23 protein-coding genes, 1 tRNA gene and 1 other annotated feature are annotated in these 24,307 nt (G+C 47.8%); of the genes, 6 read left to right on the forward strand and 18 right to left on the reverse strand.

Annotated features, from left to right (window positions below; genetic code table 11):
- Positions 1 to 70: 70 nt before the first annotated feature.
- The 5 genes from ACHA8N_RS16870 to ACHA8N_RS16890 form a co-directional block, all read right to left on the reverse strand.
- Positions 71 to 664, reverse strand: a complete 594-nt coding sequence (locus tag ACHA8N_RS16870; protein ID WP_393966397.1) for a DedA family protein — start codon at positions 662 to 664, stop codon at positions 71 to 73.
- Positions 665 to 681: 17 nt separating this feature from the next.
- Positions 682 to 903 carry a hypothetical protein gene (locus ACHA8N_RS16875; RefSeq protein ID WP_014969583.1) on the reverse strand — a complete coding sequence of 74 codons (222 nt, stop codon included), beginning with the start codon at positions 901 to 903 and terminating at the stop codon, positions 682 to 684.
- Positions 904 to 1,076: 173 nt separating this feature from the next.
- A complete protein-coding gene (asnA, locus tag ACHA8N_RS16880; RefSeq protein ID WP_393966398.1) occupies positions 1,077 to 2,051 on the reverse strand; it encodes an aspartate--ammonia ligase in 975 nt (324 codons plus the stop codon).
- A gap of 67 nt (positions 2,052 to 2,118) precedes the next feature.
- Positions 2,119 to 2,378, reverse strand: a binding site (T-box leader).
- A 141-nt stretch (positions 2,379 to 2,519) separates the two neighbouring features.
- Positions 2,520 to 3,407: a carbohydrate ABC transporter permease gene (locus ACHA8N_RS16885; protein ID WP_393966399.1), complete on the reverse strand. Its 888-nt coding sequence runs from the start codon at positions 3,405 to 3,407 to the stop codon at positions 2,520 to 2,522.
- Positions 3,404 to 4,294 carry a carbohydrate ABC transporter permease gene (locus tag ACHA8N_RS16890; protein WP_026833847.1) on the reverse strand — a complete coding sequence of 297 codons (891 nt, stop codon included), beginning with the start codon at positions 4,292 to 4,294 and terminating at the stop codon, positions 3,404 to 3,406. Before ACHA8N_RS16890 ends, ACHA8N_RS16885 begins: the two co-directional genes overlap by 4 nt.
- 166 nt (positions 4,295 to 4,460) lie before the next feature.
- Between ACHA8N_RS16890 and ACHA8N_RS16895 the strand changes: the two genes are divergently transcribed.
- Together ACHA8N_RS16895 and ACHA8N_RS16900 are read left to right on the forward strand one after the other, a co-directional pair.
- Positions 4,461 to 6,140 (forward strand): formate--tetrahydrofolate ligase, encoded by a 1,680-nt coding sequence (locus tag ACHA8N_RS16895; protein WP_393966400.1) that lies wholly within the window; start codon positions 4,461 to 4,463, stop codon positions 6,138 to 6,140.
- Between the two features lie 19 nt (positions 6,141 to 6,159).
- Positions 6,160 to 7,113 carry an alpha/beta fold hydrolase gene (locus tag ACHA8N_RS16900; RefSeq protein WP_393966401.1) on the forward strand — a complete coding sequence of 318 codons (954 nt, stop codon included), beginning with the start codon at positions 6,160 to 6,162 and terminating at the stop codon, positions 7,111 to 7,113.
- Positions 7,114 to 7,162: 49 nt separating this feature from the next.
- On the opposite strand, the gene ACHA8N_RS16905 is transcribed toward ACHA8N_RS16900, so the two are convergent.
- Complete coding sequence (locus ACHA8N_RS16905; protein WP_026833850.1) at positions 7,163 to 7,582, reverse strand: hypothetical protein; 420 nt, start codon at positions 7,580 to 7,582, stop codon at positions 7,163 to 7,165.
- Positions 7,579 to 8,124: an imm11 family protein gene (locus ACHA8N_RS16910; RefSeq protein ID WP_233550700.1), complete on the reverse strand. Its 546-nt coding sequence runs from the start codon at positions 8,122 to 8,124 to the stop codon at positions 7,579 to 7,581. The genes ACHA8N_RS16905 and ACHA8N_RS16910 overlap by 4 nt, the downstream gene beginning before the upstream one ends.
- A 370-nt stretch (positions 8,125 to 8,494) precedes the next feature.
- Here ACHA8N_RS16910 and ACHA8N_RS16915 point away from each other — a divergent pair.
- Together ACHA8N_RS16915 and ACHA8N_RS16920 are read left to right on the forward strand one after the other, a co-directional pair.
- Positions 8,495 to 8,568 (forward strand) — tRNA-Gly (locus ACHA8N_RS16915).
- Positions 8,569 to 8,743: 175 nt separating this feature from the next.
- Entirely contained in the window at positions 8,744 to 9,553 is an 810-nt protein-coding gene (locus ACHA8N_RS16920) for an MBL fold metallo-hydrolase (protein ID WP_393966402.1), read from the forward strand.
- A gap of 48 nt (positions 9,554 to 9,601) precedes the next feature.
- Here ACHA8N_RS16920 and argF read toward each other — a convergent pair whose 3' ends face one another.
- From argF to argC, 7 genes are read right to left on the reverse strand one after another with little or no spacing between them, the layout of a single operon-like run.
- A complete protein-coding gene (gene argF / locus ACHA8N_RS16925) occupies positions 9,602 to 10,543 on the reverse strand; it encodes an ornithine carbamoyltransferase (RefSeq protein WP_393966403.1) in 942 nt (313 codons plus the stop codon).
- Positions 10,540 to 13,572, reverse strand: a complete 3,033-nt coding sequence (gene carB, locus ACHA8N_RS16930; protein ID WP_393966404.1) for a carbamoyl-phosphate synthase (glutamine-hydrolyzing) large subunit — start codon at positions 13,570 to 13,572, stop codon at positions 10,540 to 10,542. The genes argF and carB overlap by 4 nt, the downstream gene beginning before the upstream one ends.
- Positions 13,559 to 14,614 carry a carbamoyl phosphate synthase small subunit gene (locus ACHA8N_RS16935; protein WP_393966405.1) on the reverse strand — a complete coding sequence of 352 codons (1,056 nt, stop codon included), beginning with the start codon at positions 14,612 to 14,614 and terminating at the stop codon, positions 13,559 to 13,561. The genes carB and ACHA8N_RS16935 overlap by 14 nt, the downstream gene beginning before the upstream one ends.
- Entirely contained in the window at positions 14,611 to 15,753 is a 1,143-nt protein-coding gene (locus ACHA8N_RS16940) for an acetylornithine transaminase (RefSeq protein WP_393966406.1), read from the reverse strand. Before ACHA8N_RS16940 ends, ACHA8N_RS16935 begins: the two co-directional genes overlap by 4 nt.
- Positions 15,719 to 16,492 (reverse strand): acetylglutamate kinase, encoded by a 774-nt coding sequence (gene argB, locus ACHA8N_RS16945; protein ID WP_393966407.1) that lies wholly within the window; start codon positions 16,490 to 16,492, stop codon positions 15,719 to 15,721. The genes ACHA8N_RS16940 and argB overlap by 35 nt, the downstream gene beginning before the upstream one ends.
- Positions 16,489 to 17,706 carry a bifunctional glutamate N-acetyltransferase/amino-acid acetyltransferase ArgJ gene (gene argJ / locus ACHA8N_RS16950; RefSeq protein WP_393966408.1) on the reverse strand — a complete coding sequence of 406 codons (1,218 nt, stop codon included), beginning with the start codon at positions 17,704 to 17,706 and terminating at the stop codon, positions 16,489 to 16,491. Before argJ ends, argB begins: the two co-directional genes overlap by 4 nt.
- Positions 17,707 to 17,720: 14 nt before the next feature.
- On the reverse strand, positions 17,721 to 18,752 hold the full coding sequence (gene argC / locus ACHA8N_RS16955) for an N-acetyl-gamma-glutamyl-phosphate reductase (RefSeq protein ID WP_393966409.1): 1,032 nt from the start codon (positions 18,750 to 18,752) through the stop codon (positions 17,721 to 17,723).
- Between the two features lie 498 nt (positions 18,753 to 19,250).
- Between argC and nhaC the strand changes: the two genes are divergently transcribed.
- Positions 19,251 to 20,624 (forward strand): Na+/H+ antiporter NhaC, encoded by a 1,374-nt coding sequence (gene nhaC, locus ACHA8N_RS16960; protein WP_393966410.1) that lies wholly within the window; start codon positions 19,251 to 19,253, stop codon positions 20,622 to 20,624.
- Between the two features lie 236 nt (positions 20,625 to 20,860).
- Entirely contained in the window at positions 20,861 to 21,070 is a 210-nt protein-coding gene (locus tag ACHA8N_RS16965; protein ID WP_147512233.1) for a DUF3006 domain-containing protein, read from the forward strand.
- 95 nt (positions 21,071 to 21,165) lie between these two features.
- On the opposite strand, the gene ACHA8N_RS16970 is transcribed toward ACHA8N_RS16965, so the two are convergent.
- The 4 genes from ACHA8N_RS16970 to ACHA8N_RS16985 form a co-directional block, all read right to left on the reverse strand.
- Positions 21,166 to 21,615, reverse strand: a complete 450-nt coding sequence (locus tag ACHA8N_RS16970) for a hypothetical protein (protein ID WP_393966411.1) — start codon at positions 21,613 to 21,615, stop codon at positions 21,166 to 21,168.
- Positions 21,616 to 21,618: 3 nt separating this feature from the next.
- The gene (locus tag ACHA8N_RS16975; RefSeq protein WP_393966412.1) at positions 21,619 to 22,164 is read right to left on the reverse strand and encodes a TlpA family protein disulfide reductase; all 546 of its coding nucleotides are present in this window, start codon (positions 22,162 to 22,164) and stop codon (positions 21,619 to 21,621) included.
- Positions 22,165 to 22,306: 142 nt separating this feature from the next.
- The gene (locus ACHA8N_RS16980; RefSeq protein WP_147512235.1) at positions 22,307 to 23,017 is read right to left on the reverse strand and encodes an SDR family oxidoreductase; all 711 of its coding nucleotides are present in this window, start codon (positions 23,015 to 23,017) and stop codon (positions 22,307 to 22,309) included.
- A 79-nt stretch (positions 23,018 to 23,096) separates the two neighbouring features.
- Complete coding sequence (locus ACHA8N_RS16985; protein ID WP_393966413.1) at positions 23,097 to 24,302, reverse strand: LCP family protein; 1,206 nt, start codon at positions 24,300 to 24,302, stop codon at positions 23,097 to 23,099.
- Between the last annotated feature and the right edge of the window lie 5 nt (positions 24,303 to 24,307).

The following is a 24,307-nucleotide window of genomic DNA, read 5'->3' on the forward strand; positions in this document are numbered from 1 at the left end:
TTGAAGATGAAGTGCCTAATTTTGATAAAAAAGGAGCTGACTTGATAGTCGGCTCCTTTTTTATATACTCTTAGCGTTTCGATTTGAAACGACGGTACAAAATGTAGGCAATGATTCCGACGACGATAATGCCGAGGATCCACCACAACTCCTGTTCGAGTCCCTTCAACATCGACTCTGCTCGTTCCACTCCAAACTTTTCTCCCAACCAAACATAGAAAAATGAAACCGGGAACAAACCAATGCTTGAAGCGAGTACATACCGCTTAAAAGACAAATTGAACAAACCACATGGAATAGAGACAACAGAACGAACGACAGGGAAGAAGCGGCCAAATAACGCAGACCAGGAACCGTATTTTGATACGATCCTCTCTCCTTGAACAATTTCACGTTCTTTGATCATCAACCATTTTCCATACCGAACCAAAATCGGACGTCCCGCGTAACGACCAAGAAAATAAAACAACGTCGCTCCCATCAAGCTGCCGATGAATCCAATCAAGACGGCTGCAGTCCAGCCGATTGTTCCATTTGAAACATAAAGACCGAGTACCGGTAACCCGACTTCAGCCGGAATCAATTCGGTTCCGAGTCCGAGAATCATAATTCCTAAAAACAGCCAGAGATTCGACTCTCCGGCTGAGAACAACCATTCTAACATCCAACCACTCCTCTAAATCAGCCTCGTGCAGGACGAAGAAGATAATAAATGATGACGACGAGCGTCGTCCAGACCCCTGTAAAGATCCCGATGATTCCGACGATAAAGAAGCCAAGTGCCATCATTGAGCCCGTGCGTTTGTAATCGCGCCACATCGTCCGTAATCCTTTGATGTTAAACCAAAGAAAAACTACGAAAAGCAGGGCAAACACTAATCCTGTAATGAGTATCGCTGACATGTCTTCACCTCTCTCTTATTAGTTCATATGCCCATTATAGCTTATTTTTACACGTCTTCCCTCCGTCTGAGGTCGGATGAACTTATTTAACACACAAAAACCCGGAATACTGTTCATGAAATCATGTTCAGTATTCCGGTTTTAAGTTATATCTATTAATATATCACTCGTTCTTACAGCAGGTGCACACCTTGCTCGCGGTACGACGCGCGTGTTTCTTCCGACCAAACAGATGCTTGGACCTCACCGATATGACGTTTTTTCAAGAGGAACATCGCCATACGTGATTGTCCGATGCCTCCGCCGATCGTCAGCGGAAGTTTCTCTGCCAACACGCCTTGGTGGAACGGGAAATCAAGTTTCGCATGTTCCCCAGTCGTCTCGATTTGTGCCAGTAACGTTTCACGGTCGACACGAATCCCCATTGATGAAAGTTCAAATGCTCCGATTTCCGGATGGTGGACTAAAATGTCACCGTTGAGTGTCCAGTCATCGTAGTCAGCTGCTCGGCCGTCATGTTTTTCTCCGGACGCCAATGCTCCGCCAATCTGCATCAAGAAGACTGCCCCATATTCTTTCGTCACTTCCGTCTCCCGCTCTTTGCTAGAAAGGTTCGGGTACGCATCTTCGAGCTCTTGTGTCGTCATGAAATGAATCGTCTCCGGCAAGATAGCCTCGATTCCGAACTGTTCTTCAACTTCACGCTCTACTTGATGAATCGATTGATAGATGGCACGTACTGTCGTTTGCAAGTAATCGATTGTCCGCTCTTCCTTCGAGATGATCCGCTCCCAATCCCATTGGTCAACATGAATCGAGTGGGTCGCGTCCAAGACTTCATCGCGACGGATGGCATGCATCAATGTGTATAACCCTTCGCCTTTTGCGAATCCGTACGTATGGAGTGCTTGGCGTTTCCACTTCGCGAGAGATTGAACGATTTCAAGTTCAGCCTGATGATCAATCGCATCAAAACGAATGACGCGTTCGATTCCGTTCAAATGATCGTTGACTCCGAGTGTGCTTTCGACGAATAAAGGCGCTTCGACGCGTGTCAATCCGAGTTGTGTTGAGAATTGCTCCTCAAAGCGTTTTTTTACGAGTGTGATGGCTTCCTGTGTCTGTTTCATCGATACGAGTGTTGTCATGGTATTCTTCCTCCTCAATTGTGTGTTTGAAAAAGAAGCCATAAAAAAGAGCCCTTCTCTCCCAAGAATATGGGACGAAAGACTCGGTTCCGCGGTACCACCCATGTTAACAGCTCAGCTGCTCACTCAAAAGACTGATGATCAATTATCATCTCAATCTTCGGCCATATGATAACGGACAGGCAACTCCGGCTACGCCTACTGACTCGTGTGTTCGGGTAGCGACTCCGGGATGTTCTTCGCAACTTGTTTCCGACTGGGCTCTCACCGCCCCCAGCTCGCTAATCCGGTTGTACAAGATGTTACTCTTCCCTTCAACGTCGTTGTTACAATTGAATTGAGAACATCGTACACCATGCAACAAGTGTTTGAAAAGCCCTTTTCTCAAAAAAAATAAAATAATCTGACTAATCAGATTAGCTAACCCGAAGAAAAACGTTCCCGCAGAAGCGAGAACGCGCTTACATCTTATTTGATTGAACCACTCGTAATTCCCTGAATGATTTGCTTTTGCATCGCGAAGAAGAACAACAACAGCGGAATGATACCGAGGATCAGTCCCGCCAAGGCCAAATCCCACTGCTTCGTATACTGACCGAAGAAATAGAACGTGGCGAGTGGAATCGTCCGCAGTTCGACGTCACGCAACATCAGCGACGGCAGCAGGAAGTCATTCCAAATCCACAGTGTGTTCAAGATGACGATCGTCACCGTGATTGGTTTGAGCAACGGGAACACAATACGCCAAAACACACCCCACTGGGAACAACCGTCAATGATCGCGGCCTCTTCAATCTCTTCCGGAATCGATTTCATGAAACCGTGGTACAAGAAAATCGATAACCCGGATCCAAAACCAAGATACATGAGGATCAAGCCCCAATAACTGTTTTGTAACCCCAAGTCACCAGACAGCTTTGATAACGGAATCATGATCGACTGGAACGGAATGATCATCGCAGCGACAAACAGGAAAAAGATGATTGTCGATAACCGGGTTTTCGTCCGAACCAGCTTCCAAGCAGCCATCGAACAAAAAATGACGATGACGGCATTCGCCCCGACAGTAATGATGAGGGAGTTCAAGAACACTTTTCCAAAGTTCATCGCTTCCCAGGCATCGGTATAGTTCGAGGTGATCCATTCTTTTGGAAGTCCTGACGTATTCGTAAAAATATCACCTTGCGTTTTAAACGAATTTGAGATCACATAATAAAATGGAATCATATACAGTAAGCCCATCAGTAAGGCGGCGATTTCGACAGTCCCGAGTCGCACCGAGTAACGTCCTAGTTTTTTCGGTGCCGGTTGTTCCGGCTTGAGTTCTGGTTTCGGTAAAGGTTGCGCGGTACTCATGCTTCCACCTCCCGTTTTTTCGTCAAGTAGACTTGGGTTACGGTAATCGCGGCGACGACCACAAAGAAGATAATCGCTTTGGCCGAACCAAGACCAAGGTTGTTATTCGTAAACGATTCTTTATAGATATTCAGCGCCAGCATCTCGGTTGATTTGAAAGGTCCACCGTTCGTTAATGATAAGTTCGTATCAAATAATTTGAACGACCATGAAATCGTCAAGAACAGACAAATCGTCACCGATGGCATAATCAGTGGAATCGTGATGTTACGTAACGTCGATAAGCGGTTCGCGCCATCGATTTTTGCGGCTTCAATCAGTTCCTGCGGGACATTTTGTAAGGCGGCAATGTAGATGACCATAATGTAGCCGCCACCTTGCCAGATCGAAACGATGACAATGCCCCAAAATCCGGTCTGGGCGTCACCAAGCCAGGGAAGTTCGAATAAACTCCAACCTGTCAGCTCTCCGATCGATGCAAATCCTTTAACATAAATGAACTGCCAAACGAATCCTAAAATCAAGCCGCCGATCAAGTTCGGCATGAAGAAGATCGTCCGTAAAAAGTTACGGGTCCGAATGTTTTGTGTGAGTAAAAACGCTAACAAGAAGCCGACTAGATTCGTCAGAATCACGGCAACAACTGTATATTTCGTCGTCAACCAAAATGACTGTTGGAACTGGTCATCGACCGTAAAGAGGCGTACATAATTGTCGAATCCAATCCAATTCAATTCACCTGTAATTCCGTTCCAATCCGTGAACGAATACATGACACCGTTAAAAAAAGGTACGAGAACAATTACCGCGAAAACCAGAAAGACGGGTCCGACGAACATCCAAAATTCGAGTCCGCGTTTTACTTTTTTCTTATTGCTTACTGCCATTGCTCATCCCTCCTCTGCTCTAAGCGTACGGAATTTTCCACAAAATGAAAACGCAACCATTTGACACATTGGGTGGAAAATATTGAACGATTATTTGGCGCGACCCTTTCGGATGAGCTACTATAAAGAAATATAAAGAAATTCATCTTGAGAGGAAGATTATGCCATGGAGAAAACCATTCGTTCTGATCTAGAGATTGCCCAACAAACGACTCTACAACCTATTTCTGAAATCGCCCGTCAAATCGGGCTGACGGACGCAGATTATGACTCGTACGGAAAGTACAAGGCGAAGTTGACGGATGGATTAGCCGAACGGTTGGCGACGAATGCCGACGGGAAATTGATTCTCGTCACAGCCATCAATCCAACAGCTGCCGGTGAAGGAAAATCAACGGTGACGGTCGGGCTTGGTCAGGCACTACACCGGCTCAAGCACAAAACGATGATTTGTCTACGGGAACCGTCGCTCGGACCCACGATGGGATTAAAGGGCGGCGCTTGTGGCGGCGGCTACAGCCAAGTGTTACCGATGGAAGAAATCAATCTGCATTTCACAGGTGACATGCACGCCATTACCTCGGCCCACAATACAATCAGCGCTCTGCTCGACAATCATCTTCATCAAGGCAATGACTTGTGGATTGATCCACGTCGCATCACATGGAAGCGTGTCCTCGATTTGAATGACCGGGCGTTACGCAACATCACGATTGGACTCGGTGGAGCGGCTCATGGTATTCCGCGTCAAGACGGCTTCGACATCACCGTTGCATCAGAAATCATGGCGGTCCTTTGTCTCGCTGACTCGATTGCCGATCTAGAGGACCGAATCAGCCGTATCGTCGTCGCCCACTCGTACGAGCAACAACCGGTGACAGTCAAGGATATCCAGGCCTCCGGTGCTGCGACATTGCTCTTAAAAGAGGCATTCCGTCCAAATTTGGTACAGACCGTCGAAGGGACGCCGGCCTTGATTCATGGCGGACCGTTCGCGAACATCGCCCATGGTTGTAATTCGCTGATTGCAACGCGAACGGCTCTCAAGCTGAGCGATTATGTCGTGACAGAAGCCGGCTTCGGAGCTGATCTTGGTGCTGAAAAATTCTTTAACATCAAATCACGGATCGGCAATTTACATCCTGATGCCGTCGTGCTCGTCGCAACCGTCCGTGCGTTAAAAATGCATGGCGGTGTCGCAAAAGATCAGTTGTCTGAAGAAAATCTATCCGCCTTGGTCGAAGGACTCGCTTTGCTCGAAAAACATGTCGAGACGATGGATTTGTTTGGTGTTCCGGCTATCGTAGCCTTAAATCGTTTTTCAAATGACACAGAAACGGAACGTCAGACCGTGCTCGACTGGTGTCGCGAACGTAACATTCGTGTCGCGGAAAGTGAAGTGTTCAGCCAAGGCGGAGCCGGCGGTGAAGCACTTGTTGAACAGGTAATGGATGCTTTGGAAGAAGAAAGTCAGTTTACTCCCCTGTATCCGGCTGAACTGCCGCTGACACAAAAAATCGAGCGCATCGCACAGCGGGTTTATGGTGCTGCAGGCGTCCATTTTGAAGAAAAGGCTCTACGCGAACTCGAACGTTGCACGGATCAAGGACTTGGCCATTTGCCGATTTGTATGGCGAAAACACCCTTCTCATTGACGGATGATCCGACTAAGTACGGACGAGTCGAAGGGTTTATGATTACGGTCCGCGAAATCAGACCGGCGATCGGGGCGGGATTCATCGTCGCCTTGACCGGGAATGTATTAACCATGCCAGGTTTACCGAAAACACCGGCTGCTAATACGATGGGAATTTCTGAAGATGGAACGATATTCGGGCTTTCTTAATCAAGGAAGGATGATATACATGACAATCGATCATACACACTGGATTGCATCTGACGGTCATACGACGAACATGCATCTTTTGGAAGCAAGTGCGCCTAAAGGTGTCGTCATCGTTTTTCACGGCATGATGGAACACGGGGAACGTTACCAGGAATTTGCTGAGTTTCTGTATGCCCATCACTATCACACCGTCATCCCGGATCTACGCTGTTTTGGTACTCAGGCTCCTCAGTTGGGTCACTTAGAACCAAATCAAGGATTTGACCAGTTGGTTCAAGATGCGGAAGAATTGGTTTACGACATTAAAGACCGCTATCCGGACTTACCGATTTTTGCATTTGGTCACAGCTTCGGTTCGCTGATTTCAAGACGTCTTGGACAAACACTCGGTCACGAACTGGCTGGTGTCATTGCCAGCGGTCCCCCGACCGACAGCGGACTACTCGGAAACATCAGCAAAAAAATCGTTCGGCAACTGATTGAGCAAACATCGGCGCAGCACCCGGCGGAAGGCATGAGTAAATTGGTTTTTGGCCGCTACAACTTACGCTTCTTCCCGGCCTTGTCGCCAAATGCCTGGTTATCGTCCGACCCCCAATCGGTCATGCGGTATGATGAAGACGTATTGTCAGGTCAGACTGTGACACTTGGATTCTTTCATGAACTGCTTTCTGCCACAAAATCCGTGAACTCCCTGTCTTATCTTTATCAGCATCCGCGGCATCTTCCGTTGTTACTGATTGCCGGTGAAGATGATCCTGTCGCCTTTGACGGAAAAGGGATTCATACCTTGTTCGACGCCTATAACCGGGTTCGTGTTGAAGGTGTTCAACTCACCGTCTATCGCGGGCTGCGCCATGAACTGTTTCACGAATTTGAGCGGATTCGTGTCTTCGCGGATATTGCAGGCTGGCTGAATAAACAGGTTGGATCCCGTCTTCCTTCTTCTGTCCGGAGACAAGGACACCCATAATCAAAAAAAGGAGTCATCCTCTATCGCTTAGAGGGTGACTCCTTTTTGATCAATGGATCCAACTCAATGAACGGATCATCGTTTCGATTTCTTCTAATTCTAAAGACTCTCGATCAGCAGAATAAGTCAACAGAACAAGACGTTCGCCGTCGGAGTAGGCAAAGATACGGATAAACACATCTTCTTCTTTTCCATCAACAGCAAGCAAGGCTTCTTTTGGTGTATTCCGACGCGCTTCAAGAGGTCCCGTTAATTCAATGCCAAACTCTTCTACCAACAAATTGATTTCTTGTTCAGCCGCTTCAAACGGTGTCAGTTCTTCTGCATCCGACTCATAAATCGACAACTGTAAGGTGCCCATCGCATTTTCTTCCGTCGAATAAAAACTAACGAACGTTTCCTCTTCCTGGTATTCAAACGTCTGTGGATATTCAAGAGTAATCCAATTATCGACCGTGTAATGTTTCATATAATTTCCTCCATTCGATTTATCTCGCCAAAATGTACTCCTGTCACGGTCAGTTGTTCCAAATACCGTGCTAGCGTGTCCGAAAGGAAAATACGATCCGTCCGTTCATCTCGCAAGATGTGGTGGGGACCAAGCGACTCACTGATGATTCGCTCCGTCATGAAATAGACCTGTCTCTTCCGAATGGTGCGGAAAATATTTGTCTTATGTAAATGCTCCACCCGTCTTACCGCTAGTATATTGATGAGATAGTAATTGCTTAATCCCGACCGCGTCTTCAACTGGACCCGAAGACATTGTACAGAAAACGGAGTCAACCGTTCCAATGTCTGTTTCATCCGTTCCGATACCAGCGGGATATTCAATTCGTTCGGAAGCACGTCCGGTAACATATCCGCATCCTGTTCGATTGAAAAGGCAAGTAAGCTTGTGTTCAGAAACCACTCTCCTGTCATGAAGCGATAACGATCGATTTGATGGTGACAGGTCGCCCTCCATCCTTTTCCCATCGCCTGTTCGCTCCAAACTCGAACTTTGTTCACCAGTCATTCGCTCCTCTTTCCATCCTCGGGCATTCATGCTCGTCGCAGGAAGCTCATGTAAACGATTTAGCTATTGTTATTGTACACTTTAACTGCGCCCGATTGGAATCACAAGATTCAGCCGTCGCCCGATTCAAACAGTGAAATCTTGGAACGAGATCGATGATAGGCATCACCTAGTGTCAATCATTGTTGACGTATCAAAAGAACAGCCAGTATTTGATGTTAGAGGAATGTTCTTGAAGACATAAGAACCATGTTCAATCCGTCCAGAAAAATCAAAACTATTGACTTTTTTTCTAAAAGTTATGGATATCTATTCTTTGCTATGCTACTATATCTCATGTAGCAACTTTATTTAGCAACTTTTGCGGGTGTAGTTTAGTGGTAAAACCTCAGCCTTCCAAGCTGATGATGAGAGTTCGATTCTCTTCACCCGCTCCAATTTATGACATAACATAGGTCAACGACACATAGGTCAACGACTTTTATACCCTCTCGAGGGGGAAGACGATTCGCACGATGCGAATCGTCTTTTTTTGTCGTTCGCGATACATGCCGCATCTTTTTGGGTATAGTTCGGTATAAAAGTTTCTACTTAGGAATGAGGAGAAGTCTTATGATCCAGATGAAGATGCCCGGTGTGACGGTCTACCAAAGCACGTTAATGAAAACGACTTCGACGTTGATTGAAACACCTGACTGTCTGATCGTCGTTGATCCAGGCTGGCTACCGGATGAAATCGCCACGATTCGCCGGGACGTCGAAATCATCCGGCACGATCGTCCTCTTTATATCGTTTATACGCACGCCCATTTCGATCACATATTAGGTGCTTACGCCTTCAAAGATGCGATTGCAATTGCGTCTCGTCGGTTCATTAATGTCGATCAAGCCGCTGCGCTGAAAGAAGTTCAAAATTTTAATGATGAATATTACATCGAATCCCCTGTCTTGTTTCCGAACATCACACATGTCATCGACGAGTCTGAAACCACTTTAACCATCGGTAAAACCAAGCTGATTTTTTTCCTGACACCCGGTCACGAAGCGACGCATCTGTCCTTCGTCGTCATGCCGCTCCACCTTCTCGTCTGCGGCGATTATGCTTCTGATGTTGAAATTCCGTTGATTGAACATGATTCCAACGAGTATTTGACGACACTCGAACTGCTCGAATCGTTTATCTATGAATATGAAATCAAGTTACTGATTCCCGGTCATGGTCATATTTGTGACGTCCGGACTGAAATGATTGAACGGCTTCACCTCAGCTATGACTATATCTTAGCCTTGCGTGCCGGAAAGGACTCGAACTGGTCTCCGTCTTGGCAACGGACGTCTTTCATGGGCCGCTTACACGAAAAAAACAAGCGCCAAGTCAAGAAAGAACAAACCGAACAACTCGCTCGGCGTCAGTATGACTAAAAAAAGACAGCGTCCACCGCTTCTGAAGCAATGGACGCTGTCTTTTTTTCATGGAGTCGATCCGATTAATTCCAACATCAAGGCTTTTTGCGCGTGCAGACGATTTTCTGCTTGATCAAATACAACAGAATGTGGACCATCAATGACGTCTGCTGTCACTTCTTCTCCCCGGTGTGCCGGAAGACAGTGCAGGAAAATGACATCGGCAGCGGCCACATCCAGCAACGGTTGATTGACTTGATAGCCTGAGAAGGCCGCCAGTCGTTGCGCCGTCTCCTCTTCCTGCCCCATACTCGCAAAGACATCACTATAAATGATATCCGCTCCCGTTGCGGCTTGAACCGGATCCGTGTACTGTTCGATTTTTCCGCCTGTCGCTTGCGCCAATCGGCTTGCCTCGGCGACAATCGTTGCGTCCGGTGCATACGCGGCAGGACTGCAAATCCGGACTGTCATTCCGCTTAAAGCCCCGCCAATCAACAACGAGTGGGCCATGTTGTTTCCGTCCCCGATATAGGTCAGTACTTTCCCGGCTCGTTTTCCGAAATGTTCTTCAATCGTGAGTAAATCCGCTAAGACTTGGCACGGGTGATGTAAATCCGTCAATCCATTGATGATTGGAATCGTTCCGTGCTCCGCTAACGTTTTCACCGTCTCATGTGAAAACGTCCGAATCATCAGCGCATCGACATACCGACTCATCACTTGTATCGTGTCGCTTAACGACTCCCCTCGTCCGATTTGCATGTCTGATCCATTCAAGACGATGGGATGCCCGCCCAACTCGATGACCCCGACTTCAAACGAAATCCGTGTCCGGGTAGAGGCCTTTTCGAACAACAACGCCACTTTTTTTCCACTCAGTGCCTGTTTATATGTCGCTGGCGTCTGTTTGACCGCTTTCGCCAACTCCAATAACTCGGTTAATCCTTCCGCCGTCAATTCTTCGAGCGTCAATAGATGCTGTAACTGCTGTTTGGTCTTCGTCATTGGATTAACTCCTTTCGTGTCGTCCACTCTGCCAATCGTTTGACAGGCAACATATCGATTTCCTCCACACTGTCGAAATACTGCGCAAGGTGTTGTTCGGTAATGACGATGACTCCCTTCGTCAAAGCCAGGGCGCGGTGTGCTTGTTCGTCTTCGCTGATCGAGAAGAAGACACGACACTGGTCAAAATCAGTTCCATCGTCTAGCGGTACGGCATCCGTCCATCCTTCTGTCCCCTTACCGGCGATATGCAACGTTCGTTTTGTCAACAACGTTTTTGTTGTCTCATCATGCGCAAAACGTTCTTTCGCCAATCCGTTTGTCGTCCACTGCAACGTTTCCCCGGTAGACCGCATGACGGGTCCTGTCATCGGGTCCACATGACGTAACTTCAACGTCGAGAAAACCGGTGTCTTCACTGCATGAAACGGTAAACTCGTCCGTTTGACCGGTAACGCATGAACACGTTGTCCACTCGCTGCCTGGACTGCCCATTCGAGTAACGGTTGACCCGTGACTTTAGCGACAATCGGTAATGTCCGGGAAGCACGGGGGTTGATCTCTAAGACATACAGGCTTTGATCTTTGACGACGAACTGAATGTTAAATGCTCCTTTATACGCCAGCTGTTGTCCGATGGCCTGCGCAATCGCTTCGATCTCATCCTGCAATGCCTGTGTCGCTGAAACCGGCGGCAAGATCATCGTCGAATCTCCGGAATGGACACCTGCAGCTTCAATCTGTTCCATGATGATCGGAACATATGTCATTGTCCCGTCAGAGATGCAGTCCACTTCAAACTCTTTCCCCTCGATGTAGGCATCGACTAAAATCGGAAATGCCAGTTGCGGTAACAAGGTTTCCAAATCAGCGGCTGTTTTCAAGCGATGCATGCCTTTCCCGCCGATGACATACGACGGACGGACCATCAACGGATAACCAAGTTGCATGATGACCGCGTTCAATTCTTCCTCGTGCGTGACCTCTTGACCGGGAATATGTGCGATATCCAGTCGATCTAAAAATTGATAAAACCGCTCACGGTTTTCCATTTCATCAATCGTATCTGCCGTCGTGCCGAGCAGATGATAGCCGCGTTGTTCCAGTTCGGCGGCCAAGGCAATCGCCGTCTGTCCGCCAAACTGCACCAAGACGTCTTGACAGTTCTCCGCTTCGAGCACATGGACCACATCTTCAATCGTCAACGGTTCCACATACAACCGGTCGGCGACTTCAAAATCCGTCGAAACCGTTTCCGGATTGTTGTTGATCATGATCGTTTCATATCCGCTGTGTTGGAGCGCCCGAACGGCATGCACCGAACAGTAATCAAACTCGATCCCTTGTCCGATGCGAATCGGACCCGCCCCAAGGACGGCGACCTTTTTATGATTGGATGGCGTGACCTCTGTCCGTCCTGACCAACTGCCGTAAAAATAAGGTGTCGGACTTGAAAATTCAGCAGCACACGTGTCAATCATTTGAAATGCCGGCTGTATCCCAAATCCTTGACGCTGACCTTGCACCGATTCCACTGACACACCCAATACACCAGCGATTTGTTGGTCGGTAAACCCATGCCGTTTTGCTGTTAAAAGCGACTCTTCCGACGTCAGATCCAATGTATCTTGAATCGTTAACAGTCGTTCGAGGATCGTAATGAACAGCGGTTGAATCTGCGTCAATTCGACAATCTGTTGCGAGGTCGTTTCTTTTCGATCCAGTAACGCAAGCAACGCAAGCAGACGGCGATCCGTGATCTGTTCTACTTCATGCCAGAGTACCGTCGTGTCGGCTTGCTTCATCCAAGTCGGATAAAGTGGAGCCTGTTCAACCCCTGCACCGCGCCATGCTTTTTGTAAAGCCTCTTCAAGCGTCTTCCCCATCGCCATACTTTCCCCGGTCGCCTTCATCTGGGTTCCGAGGCTGCGGTCGCTTTCCGGGAAGAGATCAAACGGAAAACAGGGGACTTTGGCTGTTACGTAGTCCATTGTAGGTTCAAAACTTGCCATCGTCTCCTTCGTCACGGGATTGATGCAGTCATCCAAACGTTCGCCGAGAGCAAGACGGGTCGCAAGTTTCGCGATTGGATAACCCGTTGCTTTCGAGGCGAGAGCCGAAGAACGGCTGACCCGTGGATTTACCTCGATGACATAATACGTTTGTTCGGTCGGATGAATCGCAAATTGGATGTTACATCCTCCGACGACCCCGAGGGCGGAGACGATTTCTCGTGCTGCCGTTCGGAGCTGTTGATTCATCTGGTCAGAAATCGATTGAATGGGCGCAAATACAACCGAATCGCCGGTATGCACACCCACCGGATCAATATTTTCCATGTTACAGACGATAATCGTCGTATCAAACGCATCACGCATCACTTCATACTCAACTTCTTTATAACCGGCGATGCTGGCTTCGACGAGACATTGTGAAATCGGACTCGCCTGTAAGCCGTTTGCCGCAAGCAGACGGGCTTCTGCTTTTGTCTTGGCGATTCCGCCGCCCGTTCCCCCTAACGTAAAGGCCGGACGAATGACAAGTGGAACACCACACGTTTCCATGAACTCCTCCAGTTCAGCCAATGTTTCGATTGTCTGACTCGTCGGGAGCGGTTGATTCAGTTCAAGCATCCGCTGTTTAAAACGTTCGCGGTCTTCGCCATCACGAATCGTTTCGAGTGATGTGCCGAGCAGTTCCACTTGATACTGATCGAGCACACCGGCTTCTTCGAGCGATAGTGCCAGATTCAGTGCCGTTTGTCCGCCGACCGTCGCGAGCAGGTGGGTCGGACGTTCACGCTGGATCATGGCCGTGGCCTTCTCAAGGGTCATCGCTTCGATATAGATATGGTCCGCGGTCGACGGATCCGTCATGATCGTAGCCGGATTCGAATTCATCAGCATGACCTCGCATCCCGCTTCCCGAAGTGTCTGACACGCCTGTGTCCCTGAATAGTCAAATTCCGCTGCTTGTCCGATCACGATCGGACCCGATCCGATGACCAACACTTTTTTATGATCCTGCATACGCTACCTCCTGTTTCAAAATATGTGCTACGAATTGATCAAAAATCACCATCGCCTCGACAGGTCCAGGATGGGCTTCCGGATGGAACTGGACGGTCAAAATCGGATAAGCCGGATGGAGCAGACCTTCGATTGAACCATCATTGATATGTTGATAGGCAGGAACAAGTTCAGACGCTTCGACACTCGTCGTTTGAACGACATAGCCATGATTTTGTGAAGTCATGAAAACGCGTCCTGTCGCGAGTTCCCGGACCGGATGATTCGCCCCGCGGTGACCGTGATGTTGCTTCTCGATTTGACAACCAAAGGCTTTGGCAATGATTTGATGTCCCATACAGATGCCGAGCGTCGGGTACGATAATGCCAGTTGTTTGATGTCGGCAGTCAGGTGATCGAGTTGCATCGGGTCACCCGGTCCATTGGAGAAGAGTAATCCATCCGGTTTTAATTCCTCAATCACGGATTTCGGGGTATCAAACGGAACGACCGTCACTTTCATTCGACGCGCATTGAGCGCGTCAATCATCGATTTTTTCACACCGTAGTCCAGACAGACCACGTGTCCGTCCGCTTGATCCGTCTCATGAACCTGATGCGTTTTTGTCGAAACCATCGCAATCAAATTCGACGATTGTGAAGACGATTGCTCGTTCAGTCCGATCGAGCCGACTTGATCGCCGTAGGTACGCAGGTGATGGACAAGAGCACGGGTGTCGACTTGACTGAGGACAGGAATGTCGGATGCTGCCAGCCAGTCGGCCAAATCCGATTTGGCTCCGTTATTCGCAAGCGTCTGAACGACGACACCCGCCACTTGAATCTGCTGACTTTCTGAATCCGTCGCAGAAACACCGTATTGTCCGATCAACGGATAGGTAAAGACAATAATCTGTCCACGATAGGAAGGATCGGTCAACACTTCCTGATAACCGGTCATGCCGGTAAAAAAGACAACCTCTCCTTGAACCGATGCCGTTCCGGCCAGTTCCCCCGGATACACCTGTCCATCTGCCAGTTGTAATGCTCCTGTTGTTTTCACATCATGACCTCCTGTTGGCATACTGATTTGATTTTTTCGATTGCCAGATCCAGTTCTGACTCCGTGACGAATAGTGACGGTAATAATCGAATGACGTTCGGACCTGCACTGACAACGAGCAGTCCGGTTTGCTGAAGCGCTTGAATCAACGGTGCGACGGCTTGATGACATTCGATCCCGATCATCAGTCCACGACCACGCACCTCCCGAACCATTGTTCCAGGCAATTCACTTAACTGTGCCATCAAATATTTCCCTTTGTTCTGTACCTGTTGCATTTGCTCGTCCGGTAACAACAATTCCAGTGTCGCTTCTGCCGCTGTCATGGCGAGCGGATTTCCGCCAAATGTTGAACCGTGTGTCCCCGGTGTGAAAACCGTTGCCGCCTCAGCTGTCGTGATGAGTGCTCCGACCGGAAAGCCGCTTCCGAGTCCTTTGGCGACAGTGATGATATCCGGCTTCAGCGGTGTTTGTTCAAAGGCATATCGTGATCCCGTTCGTCCGATTCCGGTCTGAACTTCATCGACGACCACTTTGACGTCATATTTTTTCGTTTGTTCCATCAAAGCCTGTAACCATTCATGATCGGCCGGGATTACACCGCCTTCTCCTTGGATGACCTCGAGCCACACGGCAGCCGTCCGCTCACTGATCATCTCAAGGCTCTCAAAATCATTGAAGGTGAGATGCTTAAAATCGGGAACCATCGTTCCAAAACCGTCTTTGATCTTCTCTTGCCCCGTCGCTCCCATCATCGCGAATGTTCGACCGTGGAATGATTGACTGAATGTCAGGATTTCTGTTTTTTGTGTCCATTTCCGAATCAGCTTAAAGGCTCCTTCATTCGCCTCTGTCCCGCTGTTACAAAAGAAGACGTGACTGAGGTGACTATCTTTTGTCAACAGCTCAGCGACACGTTCCTGCTTACTGCTGATGAACAGGTTCGATGTATGCCACAGTTTCCCGAGTTGTTCCATTACTCGTTGTTGAACAAACGGATGCCGGTGTCCTGTGTTACAGACCGCAATACCCATCGTGAAATCGAGATAGCTTCGCCCTTTCGTATCCGTCACAAACGATCCTGAACCCTCAATCAACTCAATATCATGACGCTGATACGTCGGTAGTAATGCGCTCATTGTTCTCCTCCTTCACTTGAGTTCCGGGACTGGTCACGTCTTGTCCGAATCGAATCCGGACATGCTTGATTCCCTGTTTTGCCGCTTCGATGACAGCCATCGACTTCGGAATCATTCCACCGTTAATTTCGTTCGATGCGAGTCCCGCTTCCAAATCGGAGATGGTCACTTCTGATTGCATCCGACCGTTCAGCTTGATGCCGGTCACATCGGTCAACAATTCAAACTCATCCACTGCCAGAGCGGTGGCTAACGCGACAGCACACGTATCTCCGTTACAGTTCAACGTCCCTTCAGAACCGGTGATCAATGATGTAACGACTGGAATGAACCCCGTTTGCATCAGGGTCTGAAACAACTTTTCTTCGACGTGTGCGACGTGTCCGACCGCACCGACGTCCGGCTGTCGTTCTCCCCGAATGCTCGCGCCGTCGATGCCTGTCAATCCGACGGCAGGTAACGCCTGTTGATTCAACTGGTAGACGATTTTAGACTGCACTTCGCCTCCGAGTACACGTTCCGCCCCGAGCAAAACGTCATCTGTCGTGACCCGGACCCCTTGTTCGAAGACGGATTCAATCTGTAACTGTTGGCAGTAGGCAGATAAGGCCGGTCCACCACCATGCATGAAAATCAATTCGTTTTTCGCTTTCAACCATTCGGACCATTCCTCGTAATAACGGGGATCCAGTTGTTCCAATACACTGCCACCGAGTTTGATTAACTTTCGTTTCGTCATGTCCGGTAACTCGCATTGATTTTAATGTAGTCGTACGTTAAGTCACATCCGAAAGCGTGTCCGCTTTTTGTCCCCTGATTCAAATCGACTTCGATTTGAACGACATCTGCCGCAAGCTCAGCGGACGCTACCGTCTCGTCAAACCAGACCGGCATGCTTTGGTGGAGGACGGCTTGGGAACCGATCCGGATATCAATCTGACTGACATCAATCGGTTCATCGATACTGCCGATTGCAGCAACGATACGTCCCCAGTTCGCATCTTCTCCGAAAATCGCTGTTTTCACGAGCGAAGAACCTACGATTTGTTTGGCAATCTTTCGGGCAAGCAGTTCCTCGTTTGTCCCATTGACCTTGACTTCAATCAGTTTCGTCGCCCCTTCACCGTCCCGTGCAATTTGTTTCGCCAGGTCCTGACAGACGCCCTCGACGGCCTGCCGGAACTGTTCGGCTTCTGTTGAACCCCGTTCGATCGATTGGGTTTGTGCTGCTCCGCTCGCGAGAATCATCACCATGTCATTCGTCGAACTGTCTCCGTCCACCGTGATGCAGTTGAACGTCCGATTGACGGCTGTTTTTAAGACCTCTTGGAGAAACACGCTGTCAATCGAAGCATCTGTCGTCAAAAATCCAAGCATCGTCGCCATGTTCGGATGAATCATGCCGGACCCTTTAGCAACACCGCACACCGATACGACATCCCCGTTCAGCAGGATTTGTCGCCCGGCTGTTTTAGTCCCCGTGTCCGTCGTCAGAATGGCAGTCGCAAAGTCCTCCGCCTGGGTGTCTTTCGTATCAGGTTTCAGTTGTTCGATGCCTTGAAGTAACGTGTCGATTGGAAGCGGTTGACCGATGATGCCGGTCGAGGCTATGACGACATGTTCCGGTGCCAGTTGAAATTGCTCGGCAACAGCTTGTTGTGAAGCATAGGCATGGGTTAATCCCAGTTCGCCTGTACAGGCATTGGCATTTCCACTGTTGACCAAGACCGCATGCACTTTTCCGGCTGATGCCGCCATCGCTTCTTTCGTCACGGTGATTGGAGCCGCTTGGATTTGATTCGTCGTGTAGACAGCCGCCGCATCCGCACCGCCTTCACATAACAGAAGTGCCAAATCCTTTCGTTTGAGTCTCAACCCGACATGGATCCCCGTTGCCTTAAATCCTTTTGGTGTCGTTACCGTCAATACTGGTGTCACTTGTACATTTAACATATTCATGGTCCCTTCTATATAAAGAATGGCTGTTGTGTCAGTCCGAGTGTTTCTTGATATCCACTCATGACATTGGCATTTTGAATCGCCTGTCCCGCAGCACCTTTTTGCATATTATCGAGTACGGATACGACCGTCAGCCGTCCTGTCCTCGTGTCCAGATACACGGATAAATCACAATAGTTACTGCCGGCAGCCGATCTGATTTCCGGATCTGCCTGATTGATTCGAATGAACGACTCCCGTTGGTATCGCTCACTGAACCATGCTTGCCATTCATGCTCTGTCTTCTCGACAAGCGGTTGTAACGTCATCGTTGCCATGATTCCTCGATTCAGCGGGACCAGATAGGTTGCAAGGGATACGACGACCTTTTGACCGGTGATTTGTTCGACGACGGACTCGACTTCCGGAATGTGCTGATGACGATTCTGTTTGTACATCCGAACATTTTCATTCGATCGCACATGGTGTGTTTGTTCCGTCAACGTTTTTCCGGCACCGGATAGTCCGGAGCTGGCGTGGATGATAATCTGATCCGGATCAATCATCTGTTGCTCAAGCAGGGGCAGTAAACCTAACAAGATGGCTGTGGCGTAACATCCCGGATTCGCCACCAACCGACTGTTTTTGATGTCTTCCCGCTTCCACTCGGTCAATCCATATGTGGCTTGTGCCTGAATGGATGAATCGATGGCGTCGTGTGCATACCACGCCTCATACAATGTTTTCTCGAGCCGCAGGTCTCCGCTCAAATCGATTGTCTTCCCGTCCCACTCGGTCAATTGTTTGAGGTATTCTGTCGATATACCGCTCGGTGTTGCGAGAAACAGAAGATCCGTTTCGACCTCCTTAATATGGGCCATCGAAAATTCCGTTAAGACCGGATACTGTTTTTTATTCATAAAGCTGTATAATCGTTCTATCTTCTCATCTGTTTTCGAATCACTGATCAGCGAAACGATTTCCAGCTGAGGATGAAGCTCAATCAACCGTATAAGTTCAATCGCAGCATATCCTGTTGCGCCAACAATCGTACATCTCATCTGAGGAACTCCTTTGAAATAAATGATAAACCGATTTAAACATATGTATAATTATACTGTCAACTGTATTTTTATTTATATATTATGCAGAACGACAAAAAAGGCTTTGATCAATGACATCAAAACTGATGTGACTGATCAAAGCCTTTTTTTAACTATTATCGTTTTTCTGCACGCTGTGCGACGAGATGATCGATTCCAAAAACACTTGCTCCCATTAATGCGATGACCACTACAAAAATTGCAGTAAACATATGTATTCTCCCCCTGTTCACAAAATAGACATCTCTTATTTCCTATTGTGCAAGATTTCCGGTAAAAAAGAAAGCGTTTACGACAAAAAATCGTCACATTTTGTTTTATTTTTTCTTTTTAATTAAAATCCAAACAGTTGACGAACCGGTGCATCTTCGATAACATAGCAACTGTTCCATATTTTACTTTCACGCGTAAAAGCAAACAAGCATAAACGCATTATAGAAACAGGGAGGTGGAAGCATGCGTATATCCTTTCGTGAATCCGCAGCTATCCTAGGAATCAGTATCATTATTTTATTATCCGTTTTATTCGGTGCCAAAGCCGAACCGCATCTTGCCATTTTATCCAGTTTAATTTTCGTCGTCGCTTACTCTGCCATCCGTGGTTTTCGTTATGAGGCGCTCGAACAACATATGATTAACGGAATCCGTGAAGCCATCAAACCGATTTTGATCATGTTGCTCGTCGGAATGACGATTGCTGTCTGGATGATGAGCGGCGCCGTCCCGACACTGCTTCATTTCGGACTCGAGACCTTATCTGCCACCTGGTTCGCACCAAGTGCTTTGATCATTACAATGATTGTCTCAACGTTTACCGGAAGTTCGTTTACGACGATTGGAACCGTTGGCGTTGCCTTAATGGGAATCGCCGTCGCGCTTGGTGTCAATCCGGCACTCGCCGCAGGTGCCATCATCAGCGGTGCTTGTTTCGGGGATAAGATGTCTCCTTTATCGGATACGACAAATTTTGCACCCGGCATCGTCAATGTTTCAGTGTTTGATCACATCCGTTTCATGATGGGAACCACGGTACCAGCCATTACCATCACCTTCATCCTGTTCTTTATTTTTGGACAGGGAGACGGTGCAATCGATGCAGCAACAATCGGATCGACCCAACAAGAATTGACGCGTCTGTTCACTCTTTCTCCTTGGACCCTGTTATCTCCATTGCTCGTCATGATTTTAGCATTACGCAAAACACCTGTCGTACCGACTTTGATTGCCGGCATCTTAAGTGGTCTACTGTTGACCGGATTAACACAAGGTAACTGGAACGTCGGTCAATGGATGAGCGTCATTCAAAATGGTTTAAAAATGGAGTCAGATAACAAAACAGTCACAAGTATCATCAGTAAAGGTGGTCTGCAGTCGATGATGTGGTCTGTTTCCCTCGTCATGCTCGCCCTTGCTTTTGGGGGTGTTCTCCGAGGCATCGGCGTCATCGATGTCATCATCGAGAAAACTGTTTCGAAACTGAAACGGGACGGCAGCATCATTTCATCTGCTGCCCTTGCTTCCATCGGTGTCAACATCATGGCTGGCGAACAATACTTGTCCATCTTGTTACCCGGACAAGCGTTCAAAAAGATTTTTGAGGAGCGTTCGATTGACCTTCGCTTCTTGTCTCGTGCTCTTGAGGATGGCGGTACACTCGTCAATCCGTTAATTCCGTGGGGCGTTTCAGGTGCCTTTTTCGCATCAACACTCGGTGTTCCCGTGACAGCGTACGTTCCGTTCGCGTTCTTCTTGTTGCTGTCGCCGTTCTTTACGTTCCTACTCGCCTTTATCCGCCCCACTAAAAAACCGGCACAGGATCTAGTTGCTTAATCTGTATTCCGGTCGTATTTTTTCGAGTAAAACTGTGTATTCAGTTTTACTCTTTTTTTAATTGCTTTTACAAAAACTCTACAGAATGCAACGATTGTCGAGAAAGATGTGTAAATCTAAAGTGAAATGGGAATATACCAAACATAAGATAAAAAAATTACAGCGAATCGAGAGAGAGAAACGTGCACCCTGCTTCAGGAGATGCTTTCGGTGTAATTTGTAGGAGGAGTTCGATTATGATCAAACGTGGCACATTAGAACGGCTTGATGGCAAATATGCTGTTCTTCTCTGGGAGAATGGATCTAGTTTTATTCCCCGTCGTTATTTGCCGACTGAAGCACGACTTGGTGATACAATTTTATTTGATGGTACAAGTTACTCGATTGACGCATCCAGTTCAACTCAATCTTCCTTTCAAACGTTTTCGTTTCGGCAAATGGGTTGATACGTAAAAAAAGCCTTCTGGTGATAAGAATTGACTAGTAGACATATTCGTCTTCTTCAGTCCTTCCTTATCTACAGATGGCTTTTTTTTGGTGTTTAACGGATTCGAAGTTCCCTGTTGGAACATTGTGGACACTGAATCTGATGGATATCCGATAACGAAAGTCGTCTCAGTGTCGATCCGTCGTGTTCACATTGGTGCATCGGTTCGATGATTTCCGTTTTCAAAAACAGAGCACACCAGAAGTGCGTCGAGATACGAAGACAACACGGGCATTGAAACAAATCATATTGATGCGGCACCCATCCCTCTTCGATTTCATCGATGTGTGCATGATAGGTCTTGATGATATAAGCACGCATGGAATCCGTGATTTTTTGGCGGCTCACAAGCGGTTCCTGATACGGTGGTACGAATAAAAACGGCAACGCTGACGTGTAGTTTCCCATGCCGTATGTCAGCATGGAAGGGAATGCCTTCCATTCTTCTTGCTGTCCGACTTCAATGATTTGGTGATACGTACAGGCCCCGCAAGACAGTTCCATGTTTTATCCTCCGATCTTCTGCACCATCTCTTTCAACATTTCTTCCGTGACCGGTCCGACATGTTTCCCGACAATCGTGCCTGTTTCGTCAATCAGATACGTTGCAGGCATCGCGAGGAGCCGGTACGCTTTCTCTGACTGCCCTTTCGTATCGTAAAGTACCGGATAGTCCACAGGAGTTTTCTTTAAAAACTCTTCGACATCCGTCAATCGTCTTTCGGATGTCGTCACGTTGATGCCATATACCGGAATGGACGTCGACTCAGAAAAGGCGTTCAATTCCGGAATTTCCTGCCGACAGGGCGGACACCAGGTTGCCCAAAAATTAATGACGATGAGCTGATCCGTCAAGTCAGATAAACGAATCGGTTGACCTTCTTGTTCTATTTCGAGGTCCGGCGCTTTCATTCCTGTTTCGAGCCCGCCTTCCGCCTGTTGTTTTGCTTGAATCTGTTGTTGATCTTGTTTGGTTTGATAGGCGTTGTAGCTCGTGTAGGCAATACCTGAAAGGACGACCGCTATCACTAGATAAAAAACATATTTTTTCACTGATATCTTCACTCCTCTATGTATTCAGTGTAGCAGAATCTTTCGCTGCATTTGTGACAAAAAAAGTGTCCGAATCCCTGAATCGGAATCGGACACTTGCCTTGCCATCTATATTTTATGAGATTTTGTTCCAATCATCTGCTTAATTGTATCGTGGCAATTGTTTTTTGACTTGGCGGTTATCTTTGACGCTTCCAACCGCTTCATCTCCGCCAAGTGCTTCATTCAATGCCGTTTTTCCCTGCTTGACTTCAAGACGACGATTAAACACGGCCCGATTGTCGACAGCTGCGACTAGAATCGATGCGACGTCCGTTTCAGAAATCGTAGCTTCTTTGACATCTTTTAAATCTTCGTCCGCTTCAATCAATCCGCGTCCTTCACCATCGACGATATTCACGGGACAGATGATGGTATAAGTGAGTCCACTATGCTCGATCTGTTCTTCCGCCGCATTTTTAGCTGCATAGAACGGATACATTTCTTTTTTAAATTGATTCGGGCGGTCAGCGCCGTATGCACTGAGGAGGACGAAATGACGAACACGCGCCTTTTTCGCAGCATCAATCGTTTTCAGAGCAACTGTCCGGTCAAGCAATTCGATTTCAGTCGGCTCTCCATCAACGCCGGCTGTCGCGGCACAAATGACCGCATCTTGACCGGATACACCGTGTTCAATGACTTTCTCGAGTTCTGTTTCAATATCGACATAGTGCGCTTTGACACCGAGTTTTTCAAATCGTTCAACCAGATGTTGATGACGAACGATGACAGTAACTTGATGACCTTTTGCGAGCGACTTGACGACACGGGCTCCAATTGTACCTGATGCACCTACAACTAATACTTTCATATGATAGGTCCCTCCTCGATAGATTAGTCACCTTTAGTAATTTCCACTGTTCGAGAAAGAACAAACCCGTTTTGAAAAATTAATCGTTTTTTAGTGTCCCATAAAATGTCGTATCTAACTTTGCACGCAATTCGTTTAATTCTTTTTCCTTCGGGAAATCATAAAAAATACCATTCATCCGTTCACTGACACCTTCGACTTCAAAGTGTTCCCGTTTTGAAAACAGGGCGAGCGATAACCCCGCTGCCATCATTTGCCGGACACTGACGTCTAAATTCATCTCTTCTTTCATATACCGGTTCGCAGCAGGAATACTGCTCCATCCGGTCGGCTTCATCAAATGCGTCGCCACCGCTTGGATGACTTCTGACTGACGATTGGCCCGGGCGACGTCTGTATCGGTTTTCCGGTGACGGGAATACGCGAGCGCCATTGCACCATCCATATGATATTCTTTCCCTTTTTGGAACGAGTACTGGTTGGCTTTCCCACTTGCATCCTGTTCACTGAACGTACCGGTTGAAACTAAATCAATCCCACCAATTTCATCAATCAAACCAATGAAACTGTCAAACGAAATGACAATCTGACTGTCAATGTTTTGATCGAGTAATCCACTGACGGCACTACTCGTACATTCCTCCCCACCGTATGCAAACGCATGGGTGATTTTATCTTTTTTTCCGTTTTCGCAAGCAATCGGCGTATACGTATCTCGTGGAATGGATGTCAATTGAATCGTTCGTGAAAGAGGAACAAATTGCATGACAGATAAGGAATCTGATCTTGAACCACGCAGTGTTTCACCCGGCCGGGCATCACTGCCGATCAGCAAAAACGTAAACGGTTGGGACGAAAAGAGAATAACGCCAATCAAGAGAACGAACAAGATACCCAACAGTTTCCTTTTAAACCGACGTTTCTTTTTCGGAACCGGTTGTTTTTTCAACCGGTCACCGGATGCTTGACTGCGCACCGGCTCATCTGTTTGACGGTGTTTCGTCGCACGTCTCCGGCTCATACGATTTAAGGCAAGACCCACAAGCCGGTTCCCTGAGCGTAATACAGCACCGACTCCAGTTCGCAGACGTCGTGTTGAAGTCTGTTTTGAAACCGTCCGTTGCGGTTCTCGATGCGAGGGTTCATCGACATAACGGTGACCCGTGGACACAACCGACTCCACACTTTCTCGCTGCCTACTGTCTTGCTTCTGTTCTTCTGACTTACGTAATTCCTCTTGACGATTTCGTTCTAACCGGGAACGTCCTGAATGCGACTCTTCCATAGCTT

This window comes from Exiguobacterium sp. S22-S28, assembly GCF_043359615.1.
Taxonomy (GTDB): Bacteria; Bacillota; Bacilli; order Exiguobacteriales; family Exiguobacteriaceae; genus Exiguobacterium_A.

Bases quoted from the DNA above. Each gene is read 5' to 3' on its own strand.
- ACHA8N_RS16870 (WP_393966397.1), bottom strand. From the start codon at position 664: ATGTTAGAATGGTTGTTCTCAGCCGGAGAGTCGAATCTCTGGCTGTTT.
- ACHA8N_RS16875 (WP_014969583.1), bottom strand. From the start codon at position 903: ATGTCAGCGATACTCATTACAGGATTAGTGTTTGCCCTGCTTTTCGTA.
- asnA (WP_393966398.1), bottom strand. From the start codon at position 2,051: ATGACAACACTCGTATCGATGAAACAGACACAGGAAGCCATCACACTC.
- ACHA8N_RS16885 (WP_393966399.1), bottom strand. From the start codon at position 3,407: ATGAGTACCGCGCAACCTTTACCGAAACCAGAACTCAAGCCGGAACAA.
- ACHA8N_RS16890 (WP_026833847.1), bottom strand. From the start codon at position 4,294: ATGGCAGTAAGCAATAAGAAAAAAGTAAAACGCGGACTCGAATTTTGG.
- ACHA8N_RS16895 (WP_393966400.1), top strand. From the start codon at position 4,461: ATGGAGAAAACCATTCGTTCTGATCTAGAGATTGCCCAACAAACGACT.
- ACHA8N_RS16900 (WP_393966401.1), top strand. From the start codon at position 6,160: ATGACAATCGATCATACACACTGGATTGCATCTGACGGTCATACGACG.
- ACHA8N_RS16905 (WP_026833850.1), bottom strand. From the start codon at position 7,582: ATGAAACATTACACGGTCGATAATTGGATTACTCTTGAATATCCACAG.
- ACHA8N_RS16920 (WP_393966402.1), top strand. From the start codon at position 8,744: ATGATCCAGATGAAGATGCCCGGTGTGACGGTCTACCAAAGCACGTTA.
- argF (WP_393966403.1), bottom strand. From the start codon at position 10,543: ATGACGAAGACCAAACAGCAGTTACAGCATCTATTGACGCTCGAAGAA.
- carB (WP_393966404.1), bottom strand. From the start codon at position 13,572: ATGCAGGATCATAAAAAAGTGTTGGTCATCGGATCGGGTCCGATCGTG.
- ACHA8N_RS16940 (WP_393966406.1), bottom strand. From the start codon at position 15,753: ATGAGCGCATTACTACCGACGTATCAGCGTCATGATATTGAGTTGATT.
- argB (WP_393966407.1), bottom strand. From the start codon at position 16,492: ATGACGAAACGAAAGTTAATCAAACTCGGTGGCAGTGTATTGGAACAA.
- argJ (WP_393966408.1), bottom strand. From the start codon at position 17,706: ATGTTAAATGTACAAGTGACACCAGTATTGACGGTAACGACACCAAAA.
- argC (WP_393966409.1), bottom strand. From the start codon at position 18,752: ATGAGATGTACGATTGTTGGCGCAACAGGATATGCTGCGATTGAACTT.
- nhaC (WP_393966410.1), top strand. From the start codon at position 19,251: ATGCGTATATCCTTTCGTGAATCCGCAGCTATCCTAGGAATCAGTATC.
- ACHA8N_RS16965 (WP_147512233.1), top strand. From the start codon at position 20,861: ATGATCAAACGTGGCACATTAGAACGGCTTGATGGCAAATATGCTGTT.
- ACHA8N_RS16970 (WP_393966411.1), bottom strand. From the start codon at position 21,615: ATGGAACTGTCTTGCGGGGCCTGTACGTATCACCAAATCATTGAAGTC.
- ACHA8N_RS16980 (WP_147512235.1), bottom strand. From the start codon at position 23,017: ATGAAAGTATTAGTTGTAGGTGCATCAGGTACAATTGGAGCCCGTGTC.
- ACHA8N_RS16985 (WP_393966413.1), bottom strand. From the start codon at position 24,302: ATGGAAGAGTCGCATTCAGGACGTTCCCGGTTAGAACGAAATCGTCAA.